Source organism: Paenibacillus sp. FSL H3-0333 (assembly GCF_038002805.1).
Classification (GTDB): domain Bacteria; phylum Bacillota; class Bacilli; order Paenibacillales; family Paenibacillaceae; genus Paenibacillus_AQ; species Paenibacillus_AQ silagei.
Window position 1 is genome coordinate 5,283,974 of sequence record NZ_JBBODG010000001.1, and the last position, 19,663, is coordinate 5,303,636.

Consider the following 19,663-nt stretch of genomic DNA (forward strand, 5'->3'; position numbering starts at 1 on the left):
GTTTACCTGCAAGCCCGGGGACGGCGTAAGCCAACATTCTTAAGAAAGCGTTGTCATTTTTGAATACGCTTCCTTTGTTTATTTGTTGTATTCGTCTTATAGTATAGAAGACAGACTTAAGATTTGAACTTGAAGCTTGGTCGTCACTGCGGTGAACATTTGGACTTCCGGCCGCTACCGCTACTCCAGTTCCAAATTTCCCCTCCGCTTCTTTTCGCTTTTCGTTAATTTCTTTAGTGCTTCTAATAACAGAAACTCTAAGATGAAAGATACAGGTGCCAACTATGAACTCTAGGGAATACGGACTTGGCGAGGGTCCAATGGTTAAAGGGAACGGGTACAAGCCCCCCAATCTGCACAGATGGGGACCCGGCGTCCGTGATGTATATGCGCTGCATTATATCGTGAGCGGCAGAGGTTACTTGAAGACCGGCCAGGCGGTACACCCTGTGGAGACGGGTGAGAGCTTTATGATTTTTCCGCAGACGGAGGTGTATTATTATCCTGATCCGCAGGACCCGTGGGCGTATTGCTGGATTGAGTTCAGCGGGGCGGAGGCTCTGCGCTTACTTGCCATGATTCATATCTCACCGGACCAGCCCGTTGTAACGGCTGCCCCGAAGGATTTCAGGGCTATGTTCGATCAGGTCAAGGGGTATCAACAGGAGCCGTATGCACGGGAGCGCTCGGATGCGGCGCTTCATCTGCTGCTGTCGTATTACATGGAGTATTATCCGAGTGAGCAGGCCAGTCTCAAGAAGGACTATGTAGGGTCAGCGAAGGCCTATATTGAGAGTAACTATTGGAAGTCTTCCTTGTCGGTGCTGGATGTGGTGGAATATGTGTCGATTGAGCGCAGTTACCTGTTCCGGCTGTTCAAAAAAGAGACGGGCACCTCCATCTCCGGCTACCTGACCACCGTGCGCATCCGGCGGGCCTGTGAGCTGCTGGCGGAGTCGCGGTTGTCGGTGAAGTCGTTGTCTTACTCGGTCGGCTACCACGACCCGTTGTACTTCTCGAAGATATTTAAGAAGGTTACTTCTTACACGCCTTCACAGTACAGGAAGGTGTATAGGGAGGGGGAGCTTTCCCTTCCTGCGGCGGATGGCGGGTGAGCTTGGCGGGTGCGGGGACACTTACTTGTGCAGGTGAGTGATGGCGGGCGCAATGTGATCGGTTTTTCGATTACATTTCCATCCACGCCTCCCGTCCGGCCCATTGTAATCGGTTTTTCGATTACATTTCCATCTACGCCTCCCATCCGGCCGACTGTAATCGGTTTTTCGATTACATTTCCATCCACGCCTCCCGTCCGGCCGACTGTAATCGGTTTTTCGATTATATTTCCATCCACACCACCCGTCCGGCCGATTTTAATCGGTTTTTCGATTACATTTCCCTCCATGCCTCCCGTCCGGCCGATTGTAATCGGTTTTTCGATTACATTTCCCTCCACACCACCCGTCCGGCCGATTGTAATCGGTTTTTCGATTACATTTCCATCCGCACCACCCGTCCGGCCGATTTTAATCGGTTTTTCGATTACATTTCCATCCGCACCGCCCATCCGGCGCAATGTAATCGGTTTTTCGATTACATTCGGTGACGCTGTTTTTTAGACCAAATCTGGGCTTTGAATGGTGCCTATATACTCGTAGTATGTAACTCGCGGAGAAGTCCCTCTCGCTACAGGGCGGAATTTCCCCTTATCCACCAGCATACGGCTGTATTTAATAATTGTGGTGTAGTGTAATTCAAGCTCTCTCGCAGCATCAACGGGACGAAGGACACGATAGTTACGGATAGCTAACCTCATCAAATCCCGTTCAATTCTGGAATAGGGTTTCTCTGTGCTTCTATTAGCAGTTCCTGCCAACAAGTAAGGAGACAGCATGTTCCGCAGTGTGGAAAGGACAAATGACGGATTCTCTTTCATCTCATCCAGCTAGATATAGAGAACCATGTAGTCCTGTGATTGCAGGAAGAGGCCGCGATTCAAGTCCATCCGGTATTTGCTCCGGTCCGTACCATGCGATCCGTAATCCATGATCTCAAATGCAATACGCGAGGAAACGGCCTTCCACAATAAATCGATAAAATAGGATCTACCGCGCCAGTCCTTAACTTCATATTCCGGATGGAGTCCGTGAAAATGTCCGGTAAGTGGCCACCACACACATTCAACGAATAAGCGGTTACCGTAACTATGGCCCCGCTTAAGTGCATCGAGCCGCTCCCCCTTTCTTTGTTTCAAATGCTTGCTTAACCACTGGTCATGTTCTTCTGTAAATCCCACTTTAATTCCCCCGCTCTGCAATGAGATTAATCTCTAAACGCACAAAACCCCGCCTCCTTCTACAAGAGAAGGGAGCGGGGCATCCTTTGCCACGTTTAATATATCTATTTCTAGTGTGCCACTTTTGGTCAGCGAACGCAAGATAAAGATCACTAGGAGCCTTACGTCCATCTGCAAACGCACATTGTGTTCGGATTTTCGACTATATTTCGCCCGCACGCCTCCGCACTGCCCATTGTGTTCGGTTTTTCGCCTACATTTGGCCCGCCCACCTCCGCACTGCCCAATGTGTTCGGTTTTTCGGCTACATTTGGTCCACGCCTCCGCACTGCATCCCACCAAAAAAAGGCTGCTCCCGGCGCGTAGTGCGCCACGGAGCAGCCCTTAAGTAATGCTTTTAGTACATACCGCGTGCTTACCTCACCTTACTCGGCCGGAACGGGTTCCAGCACGGGCTGGAGATCCAGTTGCATGTCTGGCTCAACCACACTGTCCGGCTGGATCACGCTGTCGGTGATGTCCTGGGTGTCGGTGGTTTCCATCAGGGCCGAGGAGCCGCCCAGGTATTGCTTCAGCCACTTCATCGCCGGGCGCTCTGTGCCGTTGGAATTCACCAGATGGGTGTTGGCTGCCCAAGTCTGATTCTGGATGTAGCCCCACAGGGTTACGCCCTTAACGGAAGGATGGTTCCAGAGCACAGGGAATTTCTGTTGGTATCTGGCAAGCTGGGTGTTGTCATCACCGGTAATATCCAGCTCGGAGACATAGATTGGCAGGCCTGTTGCAGCAAGCTTATTCAGTACAGTATTCATGGTGCTCACACTTACGTTATCCATATTGAAATAGTGGCACTGAATACCAATACCATCGATCAGTCCTCTGGACTTCAGGTGATTGATAATGGTCACATACTTATCGGCCGCACTGGGGTCACCGATAATGCCATATTCATTGATGAGCAGCTTGGAATTCGGGAACGCCGCCCGGGCTTGCTGGAAGGACCAGATGACCCAATCCCAGCCGGTGCTTCCGTCACCGCCGATGGCATTACGGTACGAAGGCTTGGCATGAAGCGGTTCATTGACAACATCCACGAAGGCTGACTTGGCCGAATAACGCTGCCCTGCCTGAGTAATGAACGAGCTGATCTCCGCCTTCTGCTCCGCTGCCGGTAAGCCGGCAACCCAGTTAGGCTCCTGGCTTCCCCAGACCAGGGTATGGAACTTGAACGGGATGTTTTTGCTAATCGCATAGTTATAGATCATGTCCGCATTGCCCCAGTTCATCTGGTTGCGGTTGCCTTCAATCGCTCCCCATTTGGTGCCGTTCTCAGGGGTGACCTGATTCCAATAGGTGGTGAAGTTGCTGGGAGCACTGCCTGCAATAATATTCCCCAGGAACTTCGATCCGTTGGTAATTGCTGCGCTGGCATTGCCTGCCATCACAGAGGTGAGCAGGACACTCGCTAAGGCGAGCCCGCCCACAACCTTCTTGATTCTATTCTTCAATTGTATACATCTCCTTTTCGAATTGGGTTCAAATTCAAACAAGCTATTCCAGACGCAGATAATCAAAATCCGCATAGCCGCCCGCTGACTTCGTCGCATAATTAAACAGTGCAAACCGGTAGCCCATAAAGTGAGGCAGCGTATAAGACATCTGCAGCGTATTCCCTATGGATGTCCAGTTGTTGCCGTCCAGACTATAGGAGAAGTACGCTTTATCTGTCTGATTGGTGAAATCGCAGAGCACCTTCAGATAGACTCTGTTCTGGCTGAGCGGCACATTAGCCACTTGAGTCATGGACCCGGAGCTGGCATTGACCATCACAATGGATTTGGAATTGCCGGACATCTTCACGCCGACGAAGCCGTATTTCGCCTGAAAAGCAGCCAGTCCGGCAACGTCCCCGTCCTTCATCCCGCCCGTCTCCAGGGCCGTGACGCCTGTGCTTTTCGGTCCGAACGTCCGCTGGGTCAGCGTGTTCCGGGCATCCAGCAGACTTGTGCTTACCTTGCCGGTCGTCAGCCGCATGAAGCCTTGGCGCTGAGTCAGCGACCACTTCGAGTTATCGGGGTTGTGGTTCCACTGCCAGACCTTAGCCAGCCCTGAGCCTGAAGAAGGTGCTGTGAACTCGTCTGACGCGTACACCTTCTTCACCGGATACCCTTCGGCAGGCAGGTTCAGGGTCCGCGGCGCCTTGCCCCCGTTTCCGAAGACCGGCCAGTTTCCGGACCAGGTTACCGGTACCAGATACGGCATCCGCCCGACCGCCCCGCTGTCTCTGAAGAGCATCGCGTACCAGGAGCCGGATGGCGTGTCCACGATTCCGCCCTGGGCAATGCCCGAGTCGTTAAGTGACACCTGCCCCGTATAGCCTCCAGTTAAGCTGGTGGAGCGGTAAGTCAATTGGGTGCGTCCGCTTCCCGAAGGCCAGCAGATCAGGAACACATAATAATAGCCGTTGATCTTCTGGATATGCGCACCTTCGGCCTTCACGATGAAGTTCGAACCGGCAATATTGCTGGAATTCGGGATGATGACCTGACTGATTCCGCCAGACTTAATGGCCTTGGCATCTGCCGTCAGCTCAATCAGGCTGATATTATCCACTCCGTACACCAGGAAGACCCGCCCATTGTCGAACAACAGCGACGCATCGTGATAATAGCTGCCCAGGACCGATGAGGTCCAGGGGCCATTTTCAATATTCGTCGTCTGATAGATATAAGTCCGGCCGGTAGAGTTGGACCCGAAGGACACATAGTAGATCCCGTTATTGTACCGGATACTGCTGGCCCAGGAACCCTTGCCATACTCATTCTGTCCGTTGTTCAGGTTCTGGGCATCCCCGTTCGCATACGTATCGTAGACATAGTTCACGATTTCCCAGTTCACCAGATCATAGGACTTCATGATAGGGACTCCGGGGGTCATATGCATGGTGGTACTGGTCATGTAATACACATTGCCTACCCTGATGACATCATTGTCCGGGGCATCGGCATAGATAAACGGGTTGGTGAAGGTCGCCGCCGCAGCCGTAGAAGGATTGAACAGGATGCCAAGCATGAGCGAAATTGCCAGCAGGTACAGCCCTGCCTTTTTAGCCATAATCCCATTCCTCCCGCCCCATTGCCTCGTCACTGGCTCCATTCAATATAATCCACATAGGCATCCCAGCTTCCATTGTCCGTGGTTACGACCAGCTTGACCTCCTGATTGCCGGTGGCGTGGGCCACGTTGGTCAACGTCTGTACCGAGGGCGTTGTGCCGCTGAAATTGAAGGAGCCAACGTTCACACCGCCGATCAGCAGATCCACCCGCGCCGTAGAGGAATTGTTAGAAGCCCCCCGGACCGAGAAGTTATGCGTACCATAGGCATAATATTGATTGAATGCAGCAGCGTCATCATTCCCGTACAGCGCCACTCCGCTGAAAGGGGAAGTGATCTTGCCCGCATAGGTCCCGCTGAGCGTCATGTCCTCCGCTTCCACCTTGCTCACCGGAGGAGGCGTCGTGCCGCCATCACCGCCCGTAGAGAACTGCCAGTAATCGAAGTTGAACAGATTGCCGGAGCCTGATCCGGTGAAGACCAGATAGAGTCTGTGTACCCCTGTCGCATTGCTGACCGTAGTCTGTACTTCCTGCCAGGACTGCGCTCCTCCTGTAGAAGGAACATTCAGCGTGCCGACCAGCGGGCCGGTTGCACTGTCGAGCCGGATTTCGATTTTACCGCCGCCTGTGGCGGAAGCCACATTCGCCTTGAAGCTGGAAGCGCTGGAGGAGCCGAAATCGGCATTGCCCACAGCAACCCAGTCTCCATTGTTAATATTGGTCACATTCATATTGCTGACAGGACCGCCCGCAGCCTGCGTACGTTCCGTTGTAATGCCTGCATTCCAGCCGATCGTCTCGGCTTCCACCCGGGTGTACGGATTGAGATTGGCAATCTGGGCAATGCCCGCCATGTCTCCCTGAACCTCCTGGATGGTTCCGTTCGAATTATGGACCAGCTTGTTGATATGCGGAGAACGGTAGCCTTTGCCGTCACCAAGGACAGCCTTCGCCACAGTCTGGGCGTGATAGACTACGTACCATTGGTTGTTGAAGTTAAATACCGCATGGTGGTTGTTGCCGCCTACCCCGAAGAAGGTGTAAGGATTCTTCAGGAAATGTCCGGTGTACGTAAAAGGTCCCATCGGACTGTTGCTGACCATATACCCGATTTCGCCTGCCGGATAGGCAGCCGGGTGCGTGCCGGAGAAGTTGAAGCAATACGAGTAATAATATTTGCCGCCGTACTTGTGGATGCCCGAATCCTCAAACATATAAGGAGCATCAATAGTGGATGCGCTTCCAACAATGCTGGTCATATCCGCACCCAGTCTCAGCACGCGGGCTGTCTTGGGACTCGCGATGGATGCCGGGTCCGAAGTGTTGGGGATGCCCCCGCCTGCATACAGGTAGCCGCTACCGTCGTCATCGACCAGCACCGCCGGGTCAAACAGCCAGGTCACCCCGGACATTCCCGGTGTACTTCCTGTCACCAGCGCTTTACCGAGCGGATCGGACCATGGGCCAATCGGAGAGTTGGCTGTCAGTACCCCGATGCCTGACGCCCCGTTGGCGAAGTACAGGAAGAACTTGTCCTGTCCGTTGATTTTCTTCACGGCTGCTGAAGGTGCCCAGGAGAGCGAGGCCCATTTGGCAATACCCGCAGAACCATTGACATTATTGGCTCCGGCAACCGGGATGGCGCCATGGTCTGTCCAGTTCACCATATCTGCCGAAGAGATGACATTAATTTTGTTCAGTGCGCTGAAATCATTATCCTTCACGGTTCCGTTGCTGTTATAGACATAGGCATCACTCGACATATAGATATAGACTCTTCCGTTATACGTCAATGCGAAGGGATCGGCACCCAGCTTGTGGTCCATCAGCGGATTGGAATTTCCCGGCTGTTTGGCTGTGGCATTCCCTGCCGCCTGAGCAGACAGCATAGGCAGACAGCCCAGCAGCAGAACAAAGGTGATCGCAAGCACCGAGAGCTTTTTGAACATCGGCATTCTCCTCCATTACAATTTTTTGTAAACCCTTTCAATCGGATGCGTTACTTATGCCGGAAGCTCACAATCCTCCCCTCCTATTGAATTACTTGAATGAATCTACTAATATTTGTTATTCGAGATCATCTTAATATACTTCTGCCCAATGAACAATGTAGATTTTTGTTTGAAAAGTTGAAATTTTTTGGTTTTTTTGTCTTAATATTTGCGGTTGTTGATCTCTATTACAGCCAGCTCCTGGGTGTATATATCCTCCGGGGTCACCATCCGCTTCGGCAGGGTCCGGCCGGCCATAATCTCCTTCACGGCCTGCATGAGCAGAGGCCCGAGCAGCGGATTACATTCGACCACCGCGTTGATGCTTCCCGCCACCATCTGCTCGAATGCCCGCCGCGTCCCGTCCACCGACACAATGATTATATCCTCCCCCGGCACAAGCCCGGCCTCCTTAATGGCCTCTACCGCGCCGATCGCCATATCGTCATTGTGGGAATAGAGTACGCGGGGCCACTTCTCCTTCGGCTGCTGCAGGAAGGCCTTCATCACCTCATGACCACCGCTGCGCGTGAAATCCGCCGGGGCGCTCAGGGTAATCCGCAGGTTCGGCTGATCCGCGATCAGCTTGCGGAACCCGCGCCCGCGGTCGATGGACGGCGTTGAGCCTACGGTTCCCTGCAATTCGGCAATGCGGATCTCTTCGCTGTGATGGCGCATCTTGTCCCTCACATACTTGGCCGCCTTCACCCCTTCTTCGTAGAAGTCAGAGCCGATGAACGTGACATAGAGCGAGCTGTCCGGTACATTCACTGAACGGTCCAGGATAATCACCGGAATTCCGGCCTGCTTAATCTCCAGCAGAATTGGCTCCCAGCCGGTCTGCACCACAGGCGCAATGGCGATCACATCGACCCCGCTGCGGATAAAAGAGCGGATGGCCTCGAACTGCTGCTGCTGATCCTGCTCGGCGTTCTTCAGCAGCAGCGTAATCCCCGCCTCCCCGGCGGCTTCGCGGATCGAGGCGGTGTTCGCTTCCCGCCAGGTACTCTCCGACCCGAGCTGGGAGAAGCCCAGCACGATAGGCTTGTTGTCGTCGGCACTCTCCGCTGCGGATGGCAGCAGGCCTGTAAGGGCCGCAGGTGAAGGCTCGGACATGGGAATCGACTGTGGCCCGCTGTTATTCCCGCCACCCGTGCAGCCGCCCAGCAGCAGCAGTACTAAGACGAAAAGCAGCAGCACTAGGCACCCTTTTACTGTTCGCAACCAGATCCCCCCTTCCGTATGATAGCGATTACAATTATATAGCAAGTGGAAACGGCTTTGCCATCCTTTTAAAGGACGGTACCGTTTCGGCGAGAAATAGAAGGATAATGTATAGCGTGAAACATATACATTCTTATATTTCAAAAAAATGGAGAGACAAGTATAATTTGTCTCTCCATGCGGAGTGCTTATTCTTTTAAAGTCAGCCGCCTGGAGCTTAGCACCCGCTGCAACAGGATGAAGATGAACAGCAGCAAGCCGATGACGATCTTCGTCCACCAGGAGCTGAGTGTGCCCTCGAAGCTGATAATCGTCTGAATCACGCCTTGAATAAGTACACCGAAGAAGGTACCCAGCACATAGCCTACACCTCCGGTCAGCAGTGTGCCGCCAATGACGACCGCCGCGATCGTATCCAGCTCGAAGCCGACGGCATGCAGCCCATACCCCGACAGCATGTAAAAGGTGAACACCACGCCTGCCAGCGCCGAGCATAGCCCGCTAAGCGTATAGACCAGCACCTTGGTTCTCGCCACAGGCAGCCCCATCAGCAGTGCCGATTGCTCACTGCCCCCAAGGGCATACACATTGCGCCCGAACCGGGTATAGTGGGCCGTGAAGATAGCGGCTGCTACGACAAGTATAGCGATAACCGCGCTGATGGAGAGGAAGCTGCCGCCCGGCAGCGGAATTCGCGTCTGCGCCATGGCGGTATAGAAGGTATTATCAATAGTAATGGTATCGATGCTGATCACATAGCATAAGCCCCGGGCCAGGAACATTCCGGCCAGTGTGACGATGAACGGCTGGATGGCGAAATAATGGATAATCGCCCCCATGACCGTGCCGAATACGGCCCCCATCAGGAGTACCAGCGGGATGACCACGGCGGGCGGCCAGCCCTGCTGCTGCACGAGGCTTGCCGAGACCATTGTGGATAACGCAATTACCGAGCCGACCGACAGATCGATGCCGCCGGACAGAATAACGAACGACATGCCCACCGCCGTGATTAGCAGAAAAGCATTGTCCACCAGCAGATTCATCAGCACCTGGAGAGAGAAGAACCCGGTGTACCGGAAGGAACCGGCGGTGAACATGACGATGAACAGCAGAATGGTGACAACGATCGGAATATACTTGCGGTTAAGAGACATGACGGCTCATCTCCTTCTCAGCGGGGTAATGCCGCGACTTCCAGCGGGCGGCAATCGCGGCGCGGAAGGTATCCGACTGGATCAGGCAGACGGCCAGGACGACACAGGCCTTAACAACCAGCGTAATCTCCGGCGGGACGCCGATCATGTAGATGGTGGTGGTCAGCGTCTGGATGATCAGCGCTCCGATCACGGTGCCGGTAAGATAGAAGCGGCCGCCGTTCAGCGACGTCCCGCCGATGACCACGGCGAGAATAGCGTCCAGCTCATACCAGAGACCGGCATTATTGCCGTCAGCGCTGGAGACATTCGAGCTAAGCAGCAGGCCGGCGATACCGGCGCATAAGCCGCAGAACACATAGACAGACAAGATAACTAAGTGGGCACGGATGCCGGACATCTTACTGGCGGCCGGATTGCAGCCCACCGATTCGATGAACAGGCCGAGGGCCGTCCGCCGGGTAAGCAGCAGAGCGATCACCAGAACCAGAGCTACGACAAAAATAGAGAATGGCAGCGCCGCCAGTGAACCGGACCCGATGTACGCATACTTGGTGCTGGTTACCGTAATAATCTGTCCGCCGGTAATGAGCTGGGCGATGCCTCTTCCCGCAACCATCAGAATCAGCGTGGCAATAATCGGCTGAATCCCGGCCCCGGAGACCAGCAGTCCGTTCCAGGCCCCCAGCATCAGGGACAAGCCTGCGGCGAGCAGCACCGAGGTCAGGATCAGCCCCAGACTGTTCTGATCCGCTGCTCTGCTGATGCTCAGACAGGCGATGGCGCCTGAGATGGCTACTATGGAACCGACCGACAGGTCGATCCCCTTGGTAGCCACTACCAGCGTCATCCCGATAGCTACCAGAATCAGCGGGGCACCGAAGTTCAGAATATCGATCAAGCTGCCGTATAAATGCCCGTCATGGACGGTGATCGAGAAGAAATCCGGCGAATAACACAGGTTGAACAGCAGCAGTGCAGCCAGAACGCACAGCGGCCAGAATAAGTGATGCTTCATTATTGAGCTCATGATCGGTTCAGCCTCCCGCAATCGCCTGCATAATCTGCTGCTGCCTCATGTCCTTCTCTGAAATTTCCTTCACCTTGCGGCGGTCGCGCAGAATGGCGATCCGGTCGCTGACCCGCAGCACCTCCTCCAGCTCCGAGGAGATGAACAGGAACGACATCCCCTGCCGGGAGAGCGTCAGCACCAGCTTCTGAATCTCTGCCTTGGCTCCGATATCGATGCCCCGCGTCGGCTCATCGAGGATGAACAGCTCCGGCTCCGTCAGCAGCCAGCGGGCCAGCAGCACCTTCTGCTGATTGCCGCCGCTGAGGTTCTTGATCAGCTGGTCCGGGCTGGGAGGGTTGATATTCAGCATGCGGATGTATTCTCCGGCCAGCTCCTCCTGCCGCTTGCGCGGGATCGTCTTGAACATCCCGTCCTTGGCCTGGAGCGCCAGAATAATGTTCTCTCTTACTGTCAGATCGCCGATGATCCCCTCGGTCTTGCGGTTCTCCGAGCAGAAGGCGATCCGCCGTCCTATGGCTTCCCGGGGGGAGTGCACCCCGCCGCCAGTTGACGGCAGGATCACTTGCCCGAAGTCCGGCTTGTCGGCACCGAACAACAGGCGTGCCGCCTCCGTCCGCCCGGAACCCAGCAGCCCGGCCAGTCCGACGACCTCTCCCTTACGGATATTCAGGTCGAACGGCTCGATTCCGCCCCGGCGGCCCAGCCCTTCCGCCCTCAGCAGCTCTTCGCCCAGGCTGTTCTTGTCCTGTGCCGCAAGCGTTGGCAGCTCATCCAGCAGATTAAGCTCCTTGCCGATCATTTTGAGTACGAGATCCAGGCGGCTTAGCTCGTTCGCCATGTATTCACCGACCAGCTCGCCGCCGCGCAGAATAGTGACCCGGTCGGAGATTTCATACATCTGGTCCAGAAAATGCGTCACAAACAGGATCGACAGCCCCTCCTGCTGAAGCTTCCTCATAATGCGGAACAGCTGATCCACTTCGTTCTGATCCAGGCTTGAGGTCGGCTCATCGAGAATCAGCACCTTCGCCGAGATATTCAGCGCTCTGGCAATGGCAACCAATTGCTGAACCGCTACAGAGTAGCTCTGTAGAGGCAGGGTGACGTCAATGTGCAGATTCATCCGTTCCCGGAGCAGCTCCGCTGCCCGCAGGTTCATCTGCTTCCACTGGATGCAGCCGAACCGCCGCGGCTCCCGGCCGATGAAGATATTCTCAGCCACGGTCAGGTTGGGGCACAGATTCACCTCCTGATACACGGTGCTGATGCCCGCAGCCTGCGATTCCTGCGGGCTGCGCATGGAGATCGCTGTGCCTTCCATCTCTACAAGGCCCTCGTCAATCGAATAGACGCCGGTCAACACCTTGATCAAGGTGGACTTGCCGGCGCCGTTCTCGCCCATCAAGGCATGAACCTCGCCGGGGAACAGGCGCAGACTCACATCTGTCAGAGCTTTCACCCCCGGAAACCGTTTATGGATCCGGGTCATTTGCAGTATGGGCTGCTGTGTGCTCATAGCTATATCCACTCCTTCTTCTCCATAGACAACCGCTCCGGCGGTTCAAGGACCGCCGGAGCAAGTTTTCTACCCGACTTACTGATTAATACTGGCGGCTAGGCAAAGCTTCCTTGGCCTGCTCGGAAGTGAAGGTTGTCTCCTCGGTCACGATCCGGGCCTCTACCGGCTTGCCGTCGACCACATCTTTAACTACCTGCATCAGCTGAGGTCCAAGCAGCGGGTTGCACTCGACGATGAAGTTGATTTTACCTTCACTGGCCGCCTGCATGCCGTCCTTCACGGCATCGACAGAGATAATCTTGATATCCTGGCCCGGCTTCAGACCTGCTGCTTCAATCGCCTGAATCGCCCCCAGCGCCATATCGTCGTTATGGGCATACAGCACATCGATATCCTTATTGGCCTTCAGAAAGGCCTGCATGACTTCCTTGCCCTTGGCGCGGGTGAAATCGCCGGTCTGTGAAGCAATGACCTTGAGGTGCGGGTTATCCTTAATGGTCTCGGCGAAGCCTGCCATCCGGTCATTAGCCGGAGCTGAGCCTGTAGTTCCCTGCAGCTCTACAATGTTAACGTCCTCGGAAGCGTCCTTATACTGCTCAGTCAGCCACTTCCCTGCCTTGCGGCCTTCTTCCACGAAATCGGAGCCCAGGAAGGTAACATACAGTGAGGTATCCTTGGAATCCACCGCACGGTCTGTCAGAACAACCGGGATGCCCGCAGCCTTAGCCTCCTTCAGCACCGTATCCCAGCCGGATTCTACTACCGGAGAGAAGGAGATGACATCGACCTTTTGCTGGATAAAAGAACGCAGTGCCTTAATCTGATTCTCCTGCTTCTGCTGGGCATCCGAGAATTTCAGCGTGTAGCCTGCTTCCTTGGCTGAATCCTGAATGGACTTCGTATTCGCGCTGCGCCAGCCGCTCTCCGCCCCAACCTGTGAGAAGCCGAGCGTGATGTCCTTGGCCTCTTTGGTGGCATTGGCCGCCGGCGCCTTCGTTGCTGCACTGTCTGTCTTACCCGCATCCGCCGCCGTGTTCCCGCCGTTATTGCTGCTGCATGCCCCTAACAGGGTCATGGACAGGGTCAGGGCCAGCACAGCCCCCACTTTTCCAAGCTTCTTCATATCTCCTTATTCCTCCCCCTTGACGTTCACCTTGTTCCGGTGTTGTGCCCATTATAGAACGCTTACAGAAGAGCATTATACGGGCAGCCTTTGGCGTTTACTTTCTAATTTTGGGTTTATTCCCTCCGAATAGGTATTTTGGTGTACTTTTTTATTCAAAAGGTGGATATTTTGTTTGCGCTTTCTTTTTTGTTTCGGTATTCCAATATTTGTTATAAAATAGAGTTAGGAACGGCATCTACTCTACTTGTGAAAGGGAATTCCCGATAATGCGGATTACACGCTGGATCTCCTCCAGTCTTAGAGCCAAACTGCTGGCTTTGTTCATAGTGCTGTCCACCATACCGCTGATTGCCGTCGGCCTCATTTCCTACCAGAAATCCTACCAATCCATTTCCAGTCACAGCAAGGCTTCAAGCATGCTTCAGGCCGAAATGCTGGGAACGAATATGGACAACCTGTTCAAGGATACCGAGCGTCTGCTGGAGCTTAGCAATAATCCTCAGGTCATCCACTTTCTGTTCTCACAGTCGGAGACCTATCAGGAGGCCAAGGACATTCTGCAGACCTTCACCCTCTACCGGGACACCTACAAGTATGAGAATGTGCTCAACATCAGCCTGATTAATCTGTACGGCAAAGGCATCAGCGAGCGCCGGGGAATCTTCCAGTCGGCTAGCAACCCGCTGCGCAATCCGCATTTTCAGGCGTTATCCCAGCATCCGGAGCTGATCCTCCGGGTGCCCCCGCCGCTGATAACCGGCTATGACCGGGTGGACGGATTCACCTACGGGGACGAGGGCGTGATCTCGATTATGACGGCGGTCAAGCAGCGGATTACGCATGAGGTCATCGGTTATATCATCGTGGATCTGAGCGATTCCTTCATTAAAGAGTTCTGCGACAAGGTGACGATCGGCACTACCGGATTCTTCTACCTGCTGGACGAGCAGAACAATCCCCTCTATGTTCCTCCTGTGAGGGCGGGAGAACTTGCCGTTATTCAGGACAACCTGATTCCTGCGGGGGAACGCGGCAGAAGCGGCAGCTTCGTGCTTCAGACGGGCGGACCGCCCCGGTTCATCGTCCATACCTCCTCGCTGGCAACAGGCTGGACGATTATCGGCATAGCCCCGCTGCAGGAGATCGTGGCCGAGGCGAACCGGATCAGGCAGCTGATTATTGTGAGCGTGGCCTTAAGCATTATTTTTGCGATCACGCTCCATTATCTGTTGACCCGGCGGCTAACCCGGCCCATCCAGCTGCTCCAGCACAAGATGCGCCTGACCGCAAGTGGCTATCTGGAAGCCAAAGTCAAGCCGGACGGTACCGATGAGATCGCCGATCTCGGGCAGAGCTTCAACATTATGGTGGAGCAGATCAAAGAGCTGCTGGCCCAGAGCATCCGTAAGCAGCAGCAGCTGCAAAAGGCAGAGCTGCGGACGCTTCAGGCGCAGATTAACCCTCATTTTCTATATAACACGCTGGATTCTATTGTCTGGATGGCGGAAGCGGGGAATCACGATGGCGTGATCCGGCTGGTGAAGGCGTTATCCGCGTTCTTCCGGCTTAGCCTCAACAACGGGCGCGACTGGATACAGATCCGCTCCGAGCTTGCCCATGTGCAAAGCTATCTGATTATCCAGCAGATGCGCTACCATGACATCCTGGAGTTCAAGCTGGAGGTGGCGGAGGAGCTGCAGGAGTATCCGATTCTGAATATGACCCTGCAGCCGTTGGTCGAGAACGCCCTGTATCACGGAATCAAGAATAAGCGGGGCATGGGACTGATCCGCATCGGCGCGTACACCGACGGAGGCTCCATTATGCTTACGGTCTCCGACAATGGCATCGGCATTCCCGCCGGGCGGCTGGAGACGCTGCGGGAATCGATCGAGCATCCCATCCAGTCGGAGGAACCCGAGGACACCGGCCAGGGCGGCTTCGGTTTGCAGAATGTGCATCAGCGGCTGCGGCTGTATTTTGGACCCGAATATGGTATCCGTCTGGACAGCTCGGAAGGCTATGGCACACAAATTACGGTTCGCATACCCAAGAACAGGGGGGTCTAGTGATGAAGAAGATTATGCTGGTGGATGACGAGATCCTGATCCGCGAGAATATAAGGGAATGCATCGATTGGGAGAAGGAGGGCTTCCTCTATTGCGGTGACGCTCCCGACGGTGAGCTGGCGCTCCCTATTATTGAAGCGCAGCTGCCCGACATTCTGATTACCGATATCAAAATGCCGTTCATGAACGGCCTGGAGCTTACCTCTGTCGTCCGCCAGAAATTCCCGCAGATCAAAATCATCATTCTCAGCGGCCACGATGACTTCCAGTATGCCCAGCAGGCGCTGCGCCTGGGGGTCGAGGATTACTGCCTGAAGCCGTTCAGCGCAGCCGACCTGCTGGAGCTTCTGCGCAGCGTCAGCGCCCGGATTGATGAGGAATTACGGATCAGGCACAAATATGCCTACACCCCCGAGAATCTGTTCGCCGATCTGTGCGGAGGCCTGATCAGCACCGCTGCCGCCTACGAAGCGGCGGCCCAGCTTGAGCTGCAGTTAACAGCTCCTTACTACGCCGCCGCTATATTTACTCTGCATCCGCCCAATATGGAGGAGTCCCCGGAGCTTCCCCCCGCTTCACCGGATGCTGAGGCGCTGTTAGCGGGCCTGCTCAAGGAGGCGGCCGACAGCTTCATCTACAAGCGCAGCCGGATGGAGATGGTTCTGATCTATAAAGGCAGTGATCCGCTCCGGATGAACCATACTCTGGATGACCTGTGTGCGGCTGCGAAGAAGCGGCTGAGGGAAGGCTGGGGGCTGGAGCTGTCCGTCAGCCGGGGCAAGGTCTGCGAACGTCTTCAGGGCATTCACCTCTCCTATCTGGAGGCCGAGAATGACCGGATGTTCAAGCAGATGTCCAGAATGCATTCCGCCGCTATGCTCGAGGCGTATTATGACCCTAGCGCCCATGGGGTTCTGCTCGATAGAAGCCGGCTGGTCCAGTTCCTGAAGTCAGGCGACCACAGGCAGATGTCCGGCTTCCTGCTGGAGCTGTCCAAGGAGCTTGAGCAGATGAACTGGAACTCAGGATATGCCTGTTACCTGATGAACGATATCACCCTGGAGCTGGTGCAGACGGCGAAGAACGGGTTCCGCGCAGCCGCGGGCTACGCCGGCATACTTCAAGAATTGCAGACAGAGCTGAAGCAAATCTCCAGTAGTGATGACGGCCTTCAGTATCTCAAGCAGCTGTACGAGCGGCTGTGGGAATGGCGGTCCGAAGGAGCAGACAAGCACCGTGAGCTGATCGACCGGGTGAAGCAGTATATCCGTGAGCAATACGACAAGGAGCAGCTCTCCCTGAATGACATCTCCAAGGTGGTCAGGGTCAGTCCCAGCCATCTGAGCAAGACCTTCAGTCAGGCGACCGGGCAGACCATCACGGAATTTCTGACGGCTACACGTATGGACCGGGCCAAGGAGCTGCTGAAATCCACGGGGCACAAAACCTTTGAAATCGCCTATCTGGTCGGCTACAACGATCAGCATTATTTCTCCAATCTGTTCAAAAAAGTAACGGGGATGACGCCCATGGAATTCCGCAGGCAGGGAAATACCGGGGAGCAGCTGCACACGATCCGCAGAGGGGCGGGACATGCGTGAGCGTAAACAGGCTTAGGGGATGGTCCGTGGTTCTCCTGCTGCTGACGGCAGGCTTCCTGCTTGGCGGCTGTCTTAAGGCAGCCGGAGCAGCGGATATTCCTGAGAAGACAACGGGAGATTCTCCGTTAAGTGCAGGTGAAGAACCTCCGCTGACCTTCGGCATTATCTACCCTATGGTGAATGCCACTTACGAGATGATCACCGGAAAAGCGGAAGCGGTAGCCCGGAAGCATAATGTAGAGCTGCTGGTCCAAGCTCCCGATGAAGCCAATCTGGAGCAGCAGATCCGCATCATGGAGATGATGATTAAGCGGGGGGTAGACGGCATTGCGATTGCTCCGGTGGATTCGCAGGCGATCACCGCCATGATTAACAAAGCGGCCGCCCAAGGAATTCCTGTGGTCTGCTTCGAATCAGATTCGCCTGCCAGCCGGAGAGCAGCCTATATCGGGGCGGATAACCGGGCAACCGGCGCAGTGATGGGACAGACGGTGGAACGTCTGCTAAGCGGCAAAGGAATGATTCTGGTGGAGTCCGGAATGTCCCGGATGCAGAGCACCCGGGAACGACTGCTGGGACTTGAGACTTACCTGACTCAGCATACGGACATTGATGTACTGGAGATCCGTCACAATGACGGCAGTGAGGAGCGGGCTGCCGGGCAGCTGGAGCAGATGATCTCGGATCATCCCCATTTCAGCGCACTGGTTAATCTGGATTTCGTCTCCAGCACCAGCTCTGTCCTGGTCTGGAAGGCCAAGGGGCTGAAGCGTTATAACCTCGCCCTCGGCCTGACCCCAGCCTTGCAGCAAGCGCTGGATAACGGCCAGATTACCCGCGTAATCTCACAGAACGAGCAGAACTGGGGCGAGGATATTATTAACACACTGCTTCTACAGGCCAAGAGTGTAGACACAGCCAAATGGATCAACACGGATATTGCGATTATTGGGGAGTAGCCATTAATAAGACCCGGCGCTCAGCTTCAGAATCGTGCCGGTGGAAGCCGGAAGGACGTCGGCATAGCTCCCCAGTCCAAAATAGAAATCGCCACTCTGTTCCTCGAAGGAACGGGCGAACGTATCCCGGCTGAAGTGGAAGACCTGGCTCCAGCCTTCCCCGCCGGCTGCGAAGCTGGAGGTGCTTTTGCGGTAGACGTAATTCGTATATTGTCCCGAGGCTTCCTTGACATAACCGAGCACATATACCGTCTCCCCGCGCTCCAGAATATCCATAGGCACTACAGCAGAGTCAGGCAACAGCTCCTTGCGCACATTCTGGAAGTTGGCCGCTGCCGAGTACAGCCCTTGCGGGATAGATTGATGGTCGTTATAGATCACACCCGGAATATAGAGCAGCCGGTCGTTCACCGGGGTCGTACGCAGGAGCTTCAGCCAAGGCTGGCCGCTGACACCGGGAACATTCACTTCACCCGCTTTGATAACGAAGCTGAGACCCGGGAACAACTGGGTACTGGTAAAAGTCAGCTTGGACGTCTGAATTCCCCCGCTTGTGCTCTGCTTGATGGAGGTCATATACCCCTTTTCATTTGGAATCCCCTGGGTCTTCCCTGCCGTGGCTGAGGACGCATACAGTGTATCGCCCAGCTCGAACAGATTGTAGGCACGCATAATCCCGTACTGCGAGACGGTACCGAAGCGGGTCCAGGTGCTGCCTCCGTTAGAAGATACGTAAATCAAGGGCCCTTCGTTAGCGCCCAGTGCTGCGTACAGCTTGCCTTTGTAGTAAGCCATATCGTATACATGGATGCCTCCGGGAATGTTCATGTATTGGTCCCAGTGATCCCCGTTCAGGCGATAAAAATTCCCGTAAGCCCACCCTGGTACCCTGGAGTCATGTCCGGGAATATACAGCTCCCCATTCAGCACCTTGAAAGTGTCGATCTGCTCATCCATGACATAGACATTGGTGGTCACCTTGCCTGTCGCCGGGTTCGTATACGTAACATCCTGCACAGAGAATTTATTCTGGGCAAGATCCCAGTAATAGATTGGAACCGGCCCCGCATTGGGCGAAGGCGCATTGTTGCTGCTGTTGCCGTGGCCCAGATAGATTTTGCCGCCAAAAAGCTGCATGTCCCAGACATTACGCGCATAAGCCGCTTTCTTGAACGGGCTGCCCAGCACTGTAATGGAAGAACTGACGTCCACAGTAGCCAGAGCTGCTGCCCCTGTCCCGATCACCTGTCCACTCTGGACAGGCGAACCCAGTACCTGCTCCCCTCCCGCATATGTTACAGCACCCAGCAGCATAAGCCCCGCACACAATCGGCTTATATGTTTTATTACTCCACGCATAGTAAATCCTCCTAATCTTTGGAATGAAGCAATGATAAACTAATTATTTGTAAAAAAGAAGATGCAGAGGAAATATTAGTACTTCCGGTATAACAGCAAGGTAAACGCGTAGCGGCAGGTCTGGGCGGGAAGACCCAGGGATGCGGGATGCCCGATGCTATGTATTAGAGAGGATGAATAGTTGAGTAATTCAAGCAGTAAACAAATGGAAA

The 19,663-nt window shown here is 54.7% G+C and carries 15 protein-coding genes; 4 read left to right on the top strand and 11 right to left on the bottom strand.

Going from position 1 to position 19,663, the window contains the following annotated elements; genetic code table 11:
• Positions 1-284: 284 nt before the first annotated feature.
• On the top strand, positions 285-1,115 hold the full coding sequence (locus MHH78_RS23760; RefSeq protein WP_341169014.1) for an AraC family transcriptional regulator: 831 nt from the start codon (positions 285-287) through the stop codon (positions 1,113-1,115).
• Here MHH78_RS23760 and MHH78_RS23765 read toward each other — a convergent pair.
• The 10 genes from MHH78_RS23765 to MHH78_RS23810 all read right to left on the bottom strand — a co-directional run bounded on the left by MHH78_RS23765 (position 1,043) and on the right by MHH78_RS23810 (position 13,460).
• Complete coding sequence (locus MHH78_RS23765) at positions 1,043-1,576, bottom strand: hypothetical protein (RefSeq protein ID WP_341169015.1); 534 nt, start codon at positions 1,574-1,576, stop codon at positions 1,043-1,045. The two genes, MHH78_RS23760 and MHH78_RS23765, sit on opposite strands and share 73 nt — an antisense overlap.
• 369 nt (positions 1,577-1,945) lie before the next feature.
• Complete coding sequence (locus MHH78_RS23770; protein WP_341169016.1) at positions 1,946-2,296, bottom strand: hypothetical protein; 351 nt, start codon at positions 2,294-2,296, stop codon at positions 1,946-1,948.
• Between the two features lie 425 nt (positions 2,297-2,721).
• Positions 2,722-3,804 (bottom strand): endo-1,4-beta-xylanase, encoded by a 1,083-nt coding sequence (locus MHH78_RS23775; RefSeq protein WP_445668064.1) that lies wholly within the window; start codon positions 3,802-3,804, stop codon positions 2,722-2,724.
• A gap of 43 nt (positions 3,805-3,847) precedes the next feature.
• The gene (locus tag MHH78_RS23780) at positions 3,848-5,410 is read right to left on the bottom strand and encodes a glycoside hydrolase family 43 protein (protein ID WP_341169017.1); all 1,563 of its coding nucleotides are present in this window, start codon (positions 5,408-5,410) and stop codon (positions 3,848-3,850) included.
• Positions 5,411-5,439: 29 nt separating this feature from the next.
• Positions 5,440-7,362 carry a carbohydrate-binding protein gene (locus MHH78_RS23785; protein ID WP_341169018.1) on the bottom strand — a complete coding sequence of 641 codons (1,923 nt, stop codon included), beginning with the start codon at positions 7,360-7,362 and terminating at the stop codon, positions 5,440-5,442.
• A 204-nt stretch (positions 7,363-7,566) separates the two neighbouring features.
• Positions 7,567-8,628: an ABC transporter substrate-binding protein gene (locus MHH78_RS23790; RefSeq protein WP_341169019.1), complete on the bottom strand. Its 1,062-nt coding sequence runs from the start codon at positions 8,626-8,628 to the stop codon at positions 7,567-7,569.
• Between the two features lie 188 nt (positions 8,629-8,816).
• Positions 8,817-9,785: a galactofuranose ABC transporter, permease protein YjfF gene (yjfF, locus tag MHH78_RS23795; protein WP_339313733.1), complete on the bottom strand. Its 969-nt coding sequence runs from the start codon at positions 9,783-9,785 to the stop codon at positions 8,817-8,819.
• On the bottom strand, positions 9,775-10,815 hold the full coding sequence (locus MHH78_RS23800; RefSeq protein WP_341169020.1) for an ABC transporter permease: 1,041 nt from the start codon (positions 10,813-10,815) through the stop codon (positions 9,775-9,777). Before MHH78_RS23800 ends, yjfF begins: the two co-directional genes overlap by 11 nt.
• A 7-nt stretch (positions 10,816-10,822) precedes the next feature.
• On the bottom strand, positions 10,823-12,334 hold the full coding sequence (locus MHH78_RS23805; protein ID WP_341169021.1) for a sugar ABC transporter ATP-binding protein: 1,512 nt from the start codon (positions 12,332-12,334) through the stop codon (positions 10,823-10,825).
• Positions 12,335-12,419: 85 nt separating this feature from the next.
• Positions 12,420-13,460: an ABC transporter substrate-binding protein gene (locus tag MHH78_RS23810; protein WP_036729933.1), complete on the bottom strand. Its 1,041-nt coding sequence runs from the start codon at positions 13,458-13,460 to the stop codon at positions 12,420-12,422.
• A 269-nt stretch (positions 13,461-13,729) separates the two neighbouring features.
• Between MHH78_RS23810 and MHH78_RS23815 the strand changes: the two genes are divergently transcribed.
• From MHH78_RS23815 to MHH78_RS23825, 3 genes are read left to right on the top strand one after another with little or no spacing between them, the layout of a single operon-like run.
• Positions 13,730-15,532, top strand: coding sequence for a cache domain-containing sensor histidine kinase (locus MHH78_RS23815; protein ID WP_076073783.1), 1,803 nt, complete (start codon positions 13,730-13,732; stop codon positions 15,530-15,532).
• Between the two features lie 2 nt (positions 15,533-15,534).
• On the top strand, positions 15,535-17,133 hold the full coding sequence (locus MHH78_RS23820) for a response regulator transcription factor (protein ID WP_341169022.1): 1,599 nt from the start codon (positions 15,535-15,537) through the stop codon (positions 17,131-17,133).
• Entirely contained in the window at positions 17,130-18,092 is a 963-nt protein-coding gene (locus MHH78_RS23825; RefSeq protein WP_341169023.1) for a sugar ABC transporter substrate-binding protein, read from the top strand. Before MHH78_RS23820 ends, MHH78_RS23825 begins: the two co-directional genes overlap by 4 nt.
• 3 nt (positions 18,093-18,095) lie before the next feature.
• Here MHH78_RS23825 and MHH78_RS23830 read toward each other — a convergent pair whose 3' ends face one another.
• Positions 18,096-19,451: a hypothetical protein gene (locus MHH78_RS23830; RefSeq protein ID WP_341169024.1), complete on the bottom strand. Its 1,356-nt coding sequence runs from the start codon at positions 19,449-19,451 to the stop codon at positions 18,096-18,098.
• Positions 19,452-19,663 lie beyond the last annotated feature (212 nt).